This window comes from Bacillus sp. FSL R5-0654 (assembly GCF_038008745.1).
GTDB lineage: Bacteria > Bacillota > Bacilli > Bacillales > Bacillaceae > Bacillus > Bacillus safensis.
Genome location: NZ_JBBOZV010000001.1, coordinates 344,648 through 357,305 on the forward strand (window position 1 = coordinate 344,648; position 12,658 = coordinate 357,305).

Annotated in this window: 13 protein-coding genes; 7 read left to right on the forward strand and 6 right to left on the reverse strand. The window is 42.4% G+C overall.

All coding sequences use genetic code 11. From position 1 onward, the window contains the following. The first annotated feature begins 64 nt into the window (after window positions 1-64). The 4 genes from NSS76_RS01855 (at window position 65) to NSS76_RS01870 (ending at window position 5,343) form a co-directional block, all read left to right on the forward strand. Complete coding sequence (locus tag NSS76_RS01855) at window positions 65-982, forward strand: proline dehydrogenase family protein (RefSeq protein WP_151863125.1); 918 nt, start codon at window positions 65-67, stop codon at window positions 980-982. A 23-nt stretch (window positions 983-1,005) separates the two neighbouring features. After that, window positions 1,006-2,553 (forward strand): L-glutamate gamma-semialdehyde dehydrogenase, encoded by a 1,548-nt coding sequence (gene pruA, locus NSS76_RS01860; protein WP_024424316.1) that lies wholly within the window; start codon window positions 1,006-1,008, stop codon window positions 2,551-2,553. 126 nt (window positions 2,554-2,679) lie between these two features. After that, entirely contained in the window at window positions 2,680-3,912 is a 1,233-nt protein-coding gene (locus NSS76_RS01865; protein WP_024424315.1) for a PucR family transcriptional regulator, read from the forward strand. 132 nt (window positions 3,913-4,044) lie between these two features. Continuing rightward, window positions 4,045-5,343, forward strand: a complete 1,299-nt coding sequence (locus tag NSS76_RS01870) for an arsenic transporter (RefSeq protein WP_122631507.1) — start codon at window positions 4,045-4,047, stop codon at window positions 5,341-5,343. A gap of 117 nt (window positions 5,344-5,460) precedes the next feature. Here the strand turns inward: NSS76_RS01870 and NSS76_RS01875 are convergent, their stop codons facing one another. Together NSS76_RS01875 and NSS76_RS01880 are read right to left on the reverse strand one after the other, a co-directional pair. Then, a complete protein-coding gene (locus NSS76_RS01875; RefSeq protein WP_034283291.1) occupies window positions 5,461-6,138 on the reverse strand; it encodes an amino acid ABC transporter permease in 678 nt (225 codons plus the stop codon). A gap of 12 nt (window positions 6,139-6,150) precedes the next feature. Then, window positions 6,151-7,023, reverse strand: coding sequence for a transporter substrate-binding domain-containing protein (locus tag NSS76_RS01880; RefSeq protein WP_024424312.1), 873 nt, complete (start codon window positions 7,021-7,023; stop codon window positions 6,151-6,153). 181 nt (window positions 7,024-7,204) lie between these two features. On the opposite strand from NSS76_RS01880, the gene NSS76_RS01885 reads away from it, so the two are divergent. Further along, entirely contained in the window at window positions 7,205-7,534 is a 330-nt protein-coding gene (locus tag NSS76_RS01885; protein ID WP_024424311.1) for a YckD family protein, read from the forward strand. A 43-nt stretch (window positions 7,535-7,577) separates the two neighbouring features. Here the strand turns inward: NSS76_RS01885 and NSS76_RS01890 are convergent, their stop codons facing one another. After that, window positions 7,578-8,342: an MBL fold metallo-hydrolase gene (locus tag NSS76_RS01890; protein WP_341080354.1), complete on the reverse strand. Its 765-nt coding sequence runs from the start codon at window positions 8,340-8,342 to the stop codon at window positions 7,578-7,580. A gap of 115 nt (window positions 8,343-8,457) precedes the next feature. Between NSS76_RS01890 and NSS76_RS01895 the strand changes: the two genes are divergently transcribed. Both NSS76_RS01895 and NSS76_RS01900 read left to right on the forward strand, forming a co-directional pair. Then, complete coding sequence (locus tag NSS76_RS01895; protein WP_025092811.1) at window positions 8,458-8,874, forward strand: Lrp/AsnC family transcriptional regulator; 417 nt, start codon at window positions 8,458-8,460, stop codon at window positions 8,872-8,874. A 28-nt stretch (window positions 8,875-8,902) separates the two neighbouring features. Beyond that, complete coding sequence (locus NSS76_RS01900) at window positions 8,903-9,709, forward strand: aminoglycoside N(3)-acetyltransferase (RefSeq protein WP_341080357.1); 807 nt, start codon at window positions 8,903-8,905, stop codon at window positions 9,707-9,709. 1 nt (window position 9,710) lies between these two features. On the opposite strand, the gene NSS76_RS01905 is transcribed toward NSS76_RS01900, so the two are convergent. The 3 genes from NSS76_RS01905 to NSS76_RS01915 all read right to left on the reverse strand — a co-directional run bounded on the left by NSS76_RS01905 (window position 9,711) and on the right by NSS76_RS01915 (window position 12,469). Further along, on the reverse strand, window positions 9,711-10,097 hold the full coding sequence (locus NSS76_RS01905) for a competence protein ComJ (protein WP_341080360.1): 387 nt from the start codon (window positions 10,095-10,097) through the stop codon (window positions 9,711-9,713). A 118-nt stretch (window positions 10,098-10,215) separates the two neighbouring features. Next, window positions 10,216-11,913 (reverse strand): methyl-accepting chemotaxis protein, encoded by a 1,698-nt coding sequence (locus NSS76_RS01910; protein WP_341080362.1) that lies wholly within the window; start codon window positions 11,911-11,913, stop codon window positions 10,216-10,218. Between the two features lie 127 nt (window positions 11,914-12,040). Beyond that, a complete protein-coding gene (locus tag NSS76_RS01915) occupies window positions 12,041-12,469 on the reverse strand; it encodes a NucA/NucB deoxyribonuclease domain-containing protein (protein ID WP_024424305.1) in 429 nt (142 codons plus the stop codon). Between the last annotated feature and the right edge of the window lie 189 nt (window positions 12,470-12,658).

Genomic DNA, 12,658 nt, shown 5'->3' on the forward strand with positions numbered 1-12,658 from the left:
GTAGCGGACAGCTTATGAGCTTTACAATAAAGACATAGCTTACAAAGAGTGGGAGGTGCCCTTTATGGAGTCGGTCACAAGAAATTTCTTCTTGTTTTTGTCAAAGAGCAGTCTCTTGAACCATATTGCTCGTAATTGGGGAAGTGCTGTTGCATCTAAGAAAATCATCGGAGGGAAGGACTTTGAGAGTGCCATCCCTGTTATCAAGCGATTAAATGACCAAGGAATGGCTGTGACAGTTGATCACCTTGGTGAGTTTGTTACAAAGTCAGAAATTGCCAATGAGCGGACGGCTGAGTGTATACAAACCATTCAGCGGATTGCTGAGGCGGGACTCAATTCCCACGTGTCACTCAAAATGACATCACTTGGCCTGGATATTGACGATGACCTTGTGTATCGCAATATGAAACGTATTTTAGATACGGCAGAGAAGCACCGTATCATGGTGACAATCGATATGGAGGATGAACAGCGCTGTCAAAAAACGCTGGACATTTTTAAAGAGATGAAATCGCAATATGAGTATGTCAGTACGGTCTTGCAGGCGTATTTGTACAGAACAGAAAAGGATCTTGATGACCTAAATGAGCTGCAGCCATTTTTAAGACTTGTAAAGGGTGCCTATAAGGAATCCGCCGAAGTGGCGTATCCAAACAAAAAAGACGTTGATCTGAATTATCAAAAGCTGATCGAAAAGCAATTGCTCTCAGGAAACTATACAGCCATTGCGACACATGACGATCGAATGATTGAGTTCACGAAAAATATTGTGAAAAAACACAATATACAGACAAGTCAGTTCGAATTTCAAATGCTGTACGGCATGAGATCAGAAACGCAGCAGGCACTTGTGAAAGAAGGCTATCAAATGAGGGTCTATACTCCGTATGGACGAGAGTGGTATGGCTACTACATGAGACGTCTTGCAGAACGGCCGGCAAACATTGCCTTTGCTCTAAAAGGGATGACGAAAAAATAATTTGAAACGGGAGCGTGACAAAAATGACAACACCTTACAAGCATGAACCATTCACGGATTTTAGCCAGGAAGAAAACCGCAAAGCTTTTGAACAAGCATTAGCAAAAGTAACAGAATCACTTGGTCAAACCTATCCGCTCGTGATTAATGGAGAAAGAATTGAAACGAAAGACAAGATTGTTTCGATCAATCCAGCGAAAAAGGATGAAGTGGTTGGAACCGTATCGAAGGCCGGCAAGGAAGAGGCAGAACAGGCGGTTCAAGCAGCAGCGAAAGCATTCGAAACATGGCGCTACACGTCTCCAGAAGAAAGAGCTGGCGTATTATTCAGAGCTGCGGCAAGCATTCGCCGTAAAAAGCATGAGTATTCAGCCCTTCTTGTCAAAGAAGCAGGTAAGCCGTGGAATGAAGCAGATGCAGATACAGCAGAAGCGATTGACTTTCTAGAGTATTACGCCCGTCAAATGCTGGAGCTGGCGAAAGGAAAACCAGTGAACAGCCGTGAAGGGGAACGCAATCAATATGTGTACACACCAACTGGCGTGACGCTCGTGATTCCGCCGTGGAACTTCTTGTTTGCGATCATGGCAGGAACAACAGTAGCGCCAATCGTCACTGGGAATACAGTTGTTTTAAAACCAGCGAGTGCGACACCTGTCATTGCAGCCCGTTTTGTGGAGGAGCTTGAGCAAGCCGGTCTTCCAAAGGGTGTTGTCAACTTTGTACCAGGAAGCGGAGCAGAGGTTGGGGATTACTTAGTAGATCATCCGAAAACAAGTCTGATTACATTCACTGGATCAAGAGAAGTAGGGACACGTATCTTTGAACGCGCGGCAAAAGTGCAGCCAGGCCAGCAGCATTTAAAACGTGTCATTGCTGAAATGGGCGGTAAGGATACAGTGGTTGTCGATGAGGATGCAGATGTTGAATTAGCGGCTAATGCCATTTTCACATCAGCCTTCGGATTTTCAGGTCAAAAATGTTCAGCTGGATCTCGGGCTGTCGTCCATGAGAAGCTGTATGACCAAGTGGTTGAGCGAGTGAAGGAAATCACAGAAACGAAAACAACAGCCAATCCACTTTCTGCGGATGTTTACATGGGACCTGTCATTGATCAAGCGTCCTTTGACAAGATCACGGATTATATCGAGGTTGGCAAACAGGAAGGCCGCTTAGTCACTGGCGGAACGAGTGATGATTCGGAAGGATACTTTATCCACCCGACCATTTTTGCAGATCTTGAGCCAACGTCCCGTTTAATGCAAGAAGAAATCTTTGGACCAGTCTTGGCTTTCTCAAAAGTCTCTAGCTTTGATGAGGCACTTGAGGTAGCCAACAACACAGAATACGGTTTAACAGGTGCTGTCATTACGAATAATCGTGATCACATCAACCGTGCGAAGCAGGAGTTCCATGTAGGGAACCTTTACTTTAACCGTAACTGCACAGGTGCCATCGTTGGTTACCACCCATTCGGCGGCTTCAAAATGTCAGGAACGGATTCAAAAGCAGGCGGTCCAGATTACTTGGCTCTGCACATGCAGGCAAAAACGATTAGTGAAATGTTTTAATATGGAAAAAGCATGAACCTGCACTGACGGGTTCATGCTTTTTTTGCCTGCTTGCGACTTGTTTCTATACAAATCTGACTGGAAAGAAGTATGATAAATGTATCACTTAATCAGGGAGCAATCGGGATGGAAGAGATATTAGAAAAGCTTCATACATTTTTTGATGTCGATAAATTAATTGCATTTATTAGCGGCTATTTAAAAAAACCAGTCATTTTAGAAAGCACAGAGTGTCAGCTCCTTGCTTATAATTCTTACAGCATTCAGCAGTTTGACCCAGTCAATCAGCAAACGATTTTCTCCAAGGAATGTCCGGGGTCTGTGGTCGATTGGTTAAAGAAAACAGGGGTAATTGAGCGGCTTCACAAGGAGTCAAAGCCTTTTTATGTGAGCGGCCATGACGAGCTCGGATTTAATCGGCGGGTGGCTGTGAGCGCCAAGCATAAACAAGAGGTAGTAGGCTTTATTTGGGTGCAGGACATTGAGGACTCCCTCTCTCAGGAGGAGCTGCAATTTTTACACGAAGCTTCCTTTCAGGTTGGAAAAGTGATTTATAAGAATAAGAAACAGCTTGAGAAAAAGGAAGGCAAGATTGAAGAGTTTTTCAAAAAGGTCATGGATGATCATTTTTATACTGAAGAAGAGCTGAAATGGGAGGCTGAGAACTTAAGCATTCCACTGCCAGCCGTATTTACTGTTATGGTCGTGCACGCTGCCGATAACAAAAGTGAGACGGCAGAAGATGTGAAGGATGTCATTCGAACGTATTTGCAGCTAGAGGATAAAGTGAATCACGTCTATTCGGTTCAAGCAGATATTGTCGTTATATTAGGCAGCCTGTCAGACCGGCACTCACCGAAAGCGACTGCCGCTGATGTCATCGCACATCTGCAATCAAAAACGAATGCCCATCCTTCCCCTTTGTATATTGGGATGGGAAGAGAGTATCGTGATGTCATGAAAATGAGTACAAGTCGATTTGAAGCGATAGAGGTCGTCAAGGCAGTAAAAATTGTCGGAGGGCAAGAACTGATTCCATATGATTATGAGAATTTAGGGGTCTTCCGGTTTTTAGACTCTATTTACAGCCATCAAAAAAAGAAAAACGACTTCAATCCAGATTTGTTACGCTTGAAGGAAAAAGACCGCGAGAGTCAAACCTCGTTTTTAAAAACGCTGGAAGTCTACTTATTGAATAACTGCAAGCTAAAGCCAGCAGCGGAGCAGTTGTTTATTCATCAAAATACATTAAACTATCGAATGAAACAAATTTTTGACATGACTTCGATCGACTTAAGTCATTTTAGCCAGAGATGTGAGTTATTTATTGAATTGATGCTGATGAAAAAAGATCAATAATCATGATGGAATCCGCAGGTGCACAGGATCACCTGCGGGTTTTCATGTGACATGCGAAAATGGCATACAACTGATGCATTTCGTTGTATGATAGATAAAGATTTTATGAGAAAAGTGAAAGGGGGGCCACCTTTGGGATCAGTCACCTTAGCCATTTTGATTTTCATCATGACCCTCGTCCTTGTCATTTGGCAGCCAGGACGTGTCACCATAGGATGGTCAGCGTGTGGAGGCGCCATTCTTGCACTTGCCTTTGGTGTCGTTCATCTAGGCGATGTGTGGGAAGTCACGCAAATTGTATGGAACGCGACCTTTGCCTTTATTGGCATTATTATCATTTCGTTAATTTTAGATGAGATCGGTTTTTTTGAATGGGCTGCACTGCATATGGCAAAAGCCGCAAGAGGCAACGGTGTCCGCATGTTTATTTACTTAACATTGCTCGGCGCTGTTGTGGCTGCTTTTTTTGCCAACGATGGAGCGGCACTGATCTTGACCCCAATCGTCTTATCTGTGGTGAGAGCGTTGAAGCTGGATGAGCGCATGGTGCTTCCTTTTGTGATGGCAAGCGGTTTTATTGCAGACACAACCTCCTTGCCATTTGTCATTAGTAACCTGGTCAATATCGTATCAGCCGACTATTTTCATATTGGTTTTCTAGAATATACAGCGAATATGTTCGTGCCAAACCTTGTGTCGCTTGGAGCGAGCATGCTGGTTCTGTATGTATTTTATCGAAAGCTTATCCCAAAAACCTACGATCTGTCACAGGCAAAGGAACCGGCGTCAGCTATTCGAGATATCCGTATGTTCCGTTTGTCTTGGTATGTGCTCGGCTGTCTGCTTGTGGGTTATTTTGCGGGGGAGCTGATCGGTATTCCAGTGTCCATCATCGTAGGCGGGATTGCCCTTGCTTTCTTGTGGCTGGCGAGAAGAAGTCCGCAAGTGGCGACAAAGCGAGTGATCAAAGAAGCGCCGTGGTCCATTGTGTTTTTCTCGATCGGTATGTATGTCGTCGTATATGGACTGAAAAATGTCGGTCTTACAGAAATATTGGCGGCATGGATCCAGCAAGGGGCTTCACATGGCTTGCTTGCAGGAACGATGTTTATGGGCGTGCTTGCCGCAGTGCTGTCCTCTGTGATGAACAATCTGCCGACCGTTTTAATTGATGCGATTGCCATTGGACATACAGATACAGCAGGTGTCATGAGAGACGGACTGATTTATGCCAATGTCATCGGCTCCAACCTTGGACCGAAAATGACCCCAATCGGCTCATTGGCGACATTGCTGTGGCTTCATGTCTTAAAGAAAAAAGGCGTCCATATCTCTTGGGGGGCGTACATGAAAGCCGGAATCATCCTGACCATCCCAACCTTGATTATCACATTACTCGGGTTATATGTATGGTTATGGCTTATTCATTAATTATCGTGTAGACAAATCCTCGCATTCGCCCGCAGGTCTGCGCTCCGGTGCTTAGGGCTGCAAAGGTTTTCTATCATGCTGAAAAAGAGCAGATCCATGAGATCTGCTCTTTTTTTGCTACAGATATTTCGCATAGCGTTTTTCTAAAAAGTCCTGAAGCAATGAGACGACACTGCAAATGCCCCAGTAAATGAGTGCGACCAAAATATACATGGTCATATAATCGAATTCTCGTCCGCCTACAATTTTTGCTTGCTGGAAGAGCTCTGGTACAGTAATCATTGCTGCCAGTGAGGAAGCTTTGATTAAATCGAGCATGACATTGGTCAATGGCGGCAGGGCGATGCGGACGGATTGAGGCAAAATGACACCACGCATCGTTTGCCAATAGCTGAGACCTAATGATTTAGCAGCTTCCACCTGTCCACTTGGAACAGAGGAGAGGGCCGCCCGGTTAATTTCTGCAATATAGGCAGCACTATTAAAGCTGAACCCAATAATGGCGGCAGTGACCGCTGTGAACTCAATGCCGATATAGGGGAATCCAAAATAGAGAATAAACAAAATCACCAGAATGGGCACGCCTCGCATGAATGAGATATACAGTCGTGCAGGCAGCCGAAGAATCCATGAATTCGCCATCCTGGCAAGAGCGATAAAAAAGCCAAGAATGGTACCAAAAAACATGCTCACAAAGGAAATGAGCAGCGTCAGCCAGATGCCTTTCATAACAAACGGAAATGACGCCTTTGCCAGTGCAGGATTAAATATATATTCTAAATGAATATCTCCCACGATTGCGGCTCCTTATTTGGAAATGTCGACATCTTCGACATCAGCATCAATTTTCTTAGAGACGTCTGCATGATTAAAGAATTTCTCAGAAATCTTTTTCATTGTTCCGTCTTTTTTCATGTCGCCTAATACACGATTTAATTCTTTTTGAAGCTCTTTGTTGTCCTTCTTCATAACAAAACCTTGTTCATTCGGCATGTATTTCAAGTCAGGGTGAATCGTAATATTTAGTTTAGGAAATGCAGCAAGAGCCAGTGTCTGCAAGTAATAATCATTTAGAATGACATCTGTACGGCCATTTGCAACATCCTTTAAGTATTGCTCGTTTGTCGCATTATCATAAATGACTTCCTTTGCACCGTACTTACGAGCGACATCCATATAAATCGTTGTGGCAGCCCCTGCTGCTTTCTTTCCTTTTAAATCTTTTAAAGTTTTAATGCCAGATAAATCATCTTTCCGAACAATAGCCGTTCCGTAGGAATATTTATAAGGGGTTGAAAAGGCAAACTTGTCTTTTCTGTCATCTGTGATGTCGATATCATTTGCAGCGGCATCCACTTGACCAGAATTAATGGCGCTCAGCATCCCATCATAGCCCATTTCTTTAAATTCTACTTTCACATCAAGACGTTTAAACGCTTCTTTGACGACTTCTACTTCATAGCCAGTTAATTGATCCTTGCCATTAGAAGTATCATGATAAGAAGTTGGATAAAGGGTGCCTGAAGTTGCAACCACGATTTTCCCTTTCTTTTTAATCTGATCCCACTTTGTGTCTTCAGATTGAGATGAGCCTGATTGACTGCAAGCAGACATAATAAGGATGAAAGCAGATACAACAAGCATGATCCATATAGGTTTTTTATGATAAAAACGACTCATTTAAGAATCCTCCTCTATTTTTTATACAAAACAAAACATAGCACGCTTTTCCTGTAAGGACAACGTTTTCAGAAGAAAAGTGAAAAAGTAAGAATATTATAATCAATTTGCATGTTGAAATAATGTATAAAAAAGGAAAGTGAGCGCAAAATAAAGGCGAATAAAGGAGGGAACAACAATGATGAAAAAAATAAGTAGTTTGATCATCTTGTCGATGATGCTGTTATTTGGTTTTCATATAGAAACGGCTCATGGAGAAACACCTCAAATGGAAAAGCGCCCGGTGACACATCAAGTGAAATTAACAGCAGAACAACAAAAACAAATTGAAATCCTTGAGCAGCAAATTCTTTCTAAGCGAAAAGAAGTCATTGAGAAATATGTACAGTACGGCGTGTTAACAAAGGAACAAGGCACACACATCACGAAACGAATGGATGAGCATTACACTCATTTGAAAAAGAACGGATTTGTTCCATTGCTGAAAAAACCACAGCACCATCGCCCATGATAATGATGAAACCGGCAGCGAAGTGCCGGTTTTTTATTGTCGATCAGAAGGTGAGACTTTCCCCATCTTGAGGGACAAAAATGGCTTGATCTGCATGATGCTCTTGAACGTAAGCTTCTAAAGCAGCTCTTGTTAACAGGCAATGATTCACAGCTTCAAGATGACAGGCGACAATTTGAGCTTTTGGCTGAGAACGGTGAATGTCTAGAATCTCTTCCTTGGTCATTGTAATGGGATCGCCTTCTAAAAATTGAGCAGCCCCGCTATTGACCACAATGACGTCTGGCTTGCTTGTATTCACAACCTCTTTCGGTTCATCACACCAAATGGTATCACCTGCAATATAAAGGGTAGGTTCATCAGGGTGAGAGAAAACAAAACCGCTCACCTGCCCCATCCGCTTCGCCGTTTCTCCCGTCCCATGCTGTCCGCCTGTACGTTTAATATGAACGCCGCAAATGTCCATTTCATCTTCAATGCATGTGACATGCTGAAATCCAGCTTCTTCAACTTCTTTTCGATCCTTCTCCGATTGAGTATAAATTGGTTGATCCTGAGCTAATTTTCTTTTGGCCTCGTCGTCAAAGTGGTCCACATGTAAATGAGAGAGTAAGACAGCATCTGGGTGTAACAGACTGTCTAAATCTATTTTTACAGGAAGCTCCACAATAGGATTGTTCAAATGTTGATTGGCTGTATGAGGGAACGGTGGATATGTTCCTTTTGCTGCTAAAAAGGGATCGATTAAAAAAGTTGCATGACCATAGTGAAGGTATAAAGTCGCATTGCGAATGAGTGTTATTTTCATAAAAAGGACTCCTTTTTTTCTGATTAAGTTTACAGTATATTAAAAGAGTTCTACGTGACAGAGGATCATGAAAGTCTTTTGGCAGAAGGGCTTGATTTTTGAAAGAGGTGAGCCAATGCTAGACCAAACAGATATGAATATTTTAAAAGAACTATCAAAGAACAGCCGATTAACGATGAAAGCTCTAGGTGAAAAAGTTCATTTAACCGGCCAAGCTGTTGCAAATCGGGTGTTAAAGCTAGAAGAAGAAGGTGTGATTGAAGCATATACCATTTCAATTGATTGGCAGACACAAAAGACGATACAAACCTTTTTGCAGCTATATACCCGTAGTCATCATCATGAACCACTTCTGTCGTTTCTTTATAAAAAGGAAGAAATCAAGAATTTGTTCAAAATAAGTGGTGAAGGCTGTTATATGGCTGAAGGACATTTCTCCAGTCATGATGAACTTGATCAGTTTTTAACGGAGCTGACGAATTACGCAAATTACAAACTGTCTATTGCGGTTAAACGTCTCATTCATCAGTAATAGAAGAGACGCAGGAGGAAAAGGAACGATGCAAAAATTAATCGAAAATCAAGCTGAACCGATGACAAAGGAAAGAATCAAAGCAGACTTGGTTCAACTTGGTGTGAAAAAGGGCATGATTTTATGTGTTCATTCATCTTTATCATCAATCGGCTGGGTAAACGGAGGCGCTGTAGCCGTCATACAAGCATTGATGGAAACCTTAACAGAAGGAGGGACACTGATTATGCCGGCACAAACGTTAGAGCTTTCTGATCCCGCCGATTGGATCGATCCGCCTGTTCCTTATTCATGGTGGAAATCGATCAAAGAAACAATGCCCGCATTTGACCCAGCTTACACGACGCCAGCAGCAATGGGAAAGGTGGCGGAAACATTTTGGAAATACCCAGGCGTGGCGAGAAGCAATCATCCCCATTTTTCATTCACCGCCTGGGGGAAAAGAAAACATGAAATTCTGAAACACCATGCACTTTCCTTTGGATTAGGAGAGCAGTCGCCTCTTGGCCGCATGTATGAGCTTCATGCTCAAGTGCTGCTGCTTGGTGCATCATTTGAGAGCATGACAGCTTTTCATCTAGCTGAATACCGAATCCCTCAGCAGGACCTCATGACAAGAGGAGCCCCTATTTTAGAGAATGGGTGGAGGGTATGGAAAGAGTACCAAGATATCATCACAAGAGAAGAACTATTTGAACAGATTGGCCGTGATTTTCTGCAATCAGGAGGCATCCATCAGCACAATCAAATTGGACTTGCCAGTTCATATTTACTGCCCATGAGAGAATCGGTAGACTATGCGGAACAGTGGCTTGATCTATACGATCAGTCGTAATCTACACTGTTTGGAAATTTACATAATAAACGTCTTGATCAGGCTGCTGTGAGGTGTAGCAGGTAAGCTGATAGTTTCCTTTTGGAATGGAGAAAGACAGCACATGGGCCATGACGCTTGTGATATAAACTTGGTCACTTGTAAGCGTAAAGGGAACTGTTATGGCTCTATCAACCGAGACTTGGGGCTCATCGCTATTTAATGTCACAATAATAGACGCCTTTCCATTATTGATTCCTTCAAAGGAAACTCCTTGATCTCCCGTTGCAAATCCTTGAAGAATGTCCTCATCTGTCCAATCAATGACAGGTGGTGTGTCGCTTCCGGTGTATACCGTGATTTGGTGGTAGGAGATAGATAGGGAATAGGCTTGATTTAAGTGATTCATATAAAAAACTCCTTTATTTATGATTTTCGTTGGAACGTGAATGGTTAAAGAGTGATTCATGAGGAGAAAGTTAGGCAGCAAGACGATTGTCGCCGCCTTGCGCTATTTGGTGTGGGATCTAGATGTGAAATTGCGAGACCATTGCTTTTAAATCTCCTGCTAAATGGGCAAGGGCTTCTGATGAAGCTGTTACTTCTTCCATTGCAGCAAATTGTTCTTCTGTTAAACCGGCTACTTGCTGTGAATGTTCACTCGTTCGTTTCACGCCTTCTGTAATAGACGCAAAAGACTGTTTCGCATCGTTTGTATAAGCTGCGATTTTTTGTGATGCACTTGATAAATGCTTAATGCCATTCGCCATTTCTCTCATCGACTGCTGGATATCATGAAATGATTCCTCTGTATGAGAGATAAGTACAGCCCCTTGAGCCGCTTCCTCTCTTACTCGTTTGATGGCATTCGTCGAATGAGTCATCTCTTTTTGTATTTCAGAAATGAGATGGGAAATCATGTTTGATGATGCTTGAGATTCTTCTGCAAGCTTTCTCACTTCGTCTGCGACAACAGCAAATCCTTTTCCATGCTCACCTGCCCGTGCTGCTTCAATTGCTGCATTAAGAGCTAGCAGGTTTGTCTGGCTGGCGATATCTGTAATGACTTTGGAAATATGATCAATTTCAGCTGAACGTGTTTCCAATGCTTGAATCGCTGTACCATTTTCTTCAATCGATTTGGCAATAGACGTCATTTGTGAATGAACTTCACCGATATTGTGTACACCTTTTTGGGCCACTTCTTGTGCGGAGTGACTTCTTGAAGCCATTTGTCCTGCATTTTCAGTGATGTTTGCCAGCTCGTTTGATACTTGAATCATTTTGTGCTCACTAGCTGTCATTTGAGTGGACTGTTCTTCTGAAGATTGTGCCACTTCTTGAATCGTGTAGGTGATTTTTTCTGATGCTGCACTCGTTTCTTCTGCGCTAGCTGACAGCTGCTCAGAGGATGTGGCCACTAATTCAGACGTGTTCATGACATTTAGAATGGTTTGATTTAATTTTTCACGCATCTTATTGAAATGGCCAGCCAGTTCAGACAATTCATCACCCGCAGTATCCGTCACATTGATGGTTAAATCACCTTCGCCTGCACTCTTAATGGCAGAAGCCATATGCTTGAGACGTGCCTGAATCCGTTTAGTGAAAATAGAAATAATGATGACCGAAACGATCAGACTTAACAAAAGGACGATGACAAATTGTATATAGAATGACTGAAGCATTTGTGAAATCATGCTTTGATTGGCGCCAGTATAAAAAATACCAATTGTTTCGCCTGCTTCATTTTTGATCGGCATATAAGCCGTTTGATAGTCTTTCCCGGCAACATTTGCAGTGCCGTAATAGTTTTCTCCTTTATCTAAAACAGTGGTCTTCACTTCAGGAGATACTTCTGTACCTACAGCTCGTTTCCCGTTTAACATGACATTCGTAGCAACGCGGGTATTTCCTTGAAAAATCGTGATGGTATCACCGGTATATTCGGCTAATTGGTCAACCAATGTGTCATGATCATTCATTTGCGTATTTCCTTTGAATAGCTTGTCCTCTTTAATCTGCCACGAGCCTTCTACTTTTTCATTCAGGTAGGCGTAGCCTAGTTTTAAATCACCTTTTGCTTTTTCAGTTGCCATTTGCTTGATGTTTTCTGTCATCTCGCGATTCACCACATAACCAACAACTGCGGAAAAGATGATGAGGACACTTAAAAAGATCAGCAAAATTTTGGCGCCAAGCCTCAGTTTTCCCTTTTTCTTCATGCTTTTTAACTCCTTTAGGTATAAGGTAGGATATCCCTCCTTAAGGATTATCGGCATGAAAAAAGTGTTTAAAATACCTCCATGCAGTCATGTGAAAATTTTTTTAATATAGAAAAGGGAAAGGCTGCTAATCGATGATAAATTGAATTCTTGTGCCGTCAGGATCATCCGATAATTGATGACTTACCCACGAGCCTGCGCCTCTATTATCAGAAGGGCGTACATATTTAACAGAAGCTCCTGTGCCTCCTTCTTTGCACATTGCCATTGGCCATTCGTCACGATCATACCCGCGTTTTGTTGGAACGCCATGTAATGATCGATCCCTCTGCTCATCACTATGTTTACGGTCAATTGTACAAATGGATGAATGACCTTCATCAATGGCTTCTTCTATGTGCTTGGCTGTTTCGGGATAGCGGTCTGATGGAAAATGAATCGTTTTGTCATAAGATGAATTCGCTGTCTCTTGTTTCCCTTGCTCCAGCTGGATATAGCCTGTTGCTACACCAATAACAATCAATAAAAGCAAGAGAATCATTTTAAGAAGTTTCATAGGTGCTGGCTCTCTTTCTTGTTTGCGTATTTTGTAAACAGAAGTATAGCAGAATTACTTACCAATTTCTCCTGGTTTTGAAAAAACGCCTTTTAAAATTCAAAAAACAGATTTTACTTGATTTCTTGTTTTTCATTTTTGAAGAAATTCATAAAAATTTTAATTTTGTAGATCATAAAACGATTATGC